The organism is Streptomyces massasporeus (assembly GCF_014648995.1).
Taxonomy (GTDB): Bacteria; Actinomycetota; Actinomycetes; order Streptomycetales; family Streptomycetaceae; genus Streptomyces; species Streptomyces massasporeus.
In genome coordinates, this window is record NZ_BMSE01000070.1 from 1 (window position 1) to 796 (window position 796).

At 65.2% G+C, this 796-nt stretch carries 1 protein-coding gene; it reads right to left on the reverse strand.

Translation table 11 applies throughout. From position 1 onward, the window contains the following. Positions 1-796 (reverse strand): cbb3-type cytochrome c oxidase subunit I (locus tag IE153_RS41275; protein WP_189594810.1); only part of this gene is annotated, 796 nt, incomplete at both ends.

Here is a 796-nt window from a genome sequence, read left to right on the forward strand (position 1 = left end):
GAACGTCATGAAGGAGAAGAACGGCAACAGCACGCCGCCGGTGACGTACATGTGGTGCGCCCACACCGTCACGGACAGACCCGCGATCGCGATGGTCGCGCCGATCAGACCCGTGTAACCGAACATCGGCTTACGGGAGAAGACCGGGATGACCTCGGAGATGATGCCGAAGAACGGCAACGCGATGATGTACACCTCTGGGTGGCCGAAGAACCAGAAGAGGTGTTGCCACAGCAACGCGCCGCCGTTGGCGGAGTCGAAGACGTGGGCGCCGAACTTGCGGTCCGCCTCCAGGGCGAACAGCGCGGCCGCGAGGACCGGGAAGGCGAGCAGGACCAGGACACCGGTCAGCAGCACGTTCCACACGAAGATCGGCATGCGGAACATCGTCATGCCGGGGGCGCGCATGCAGATGATCGTGGTGATGAAGTTGACCGAGCCGAGGATGGTGCCGAAGCCGGAGAAGGCCAGGCCCATGATCCACATGTCGGCGCCGATGCCCGGGGAGCGGACGGCGTCCGAGAGCGGGCTGTAGGCGAACCAGCCGAAGTCGGCCGCGCCCTGCGGGGTGAGGAAGCCGCCGACCGCGATGAGCGAGCCGAACAGGTACAGCCAGTAGGCGAACATGTTCAGCCGCGGGAACGCCACGTCCGGCGCGCCGATCTGCAGCGGCATGATCCAGTTCGCGAAGCCGGCGAACAGCGGCGTCGCGAACATCAGCAGCATGATCGTGCCGTGCATCGTGAACGCCTGGTTGAACTGCTCGTTCGACATGATCTGCAGACCCGGACGGGCC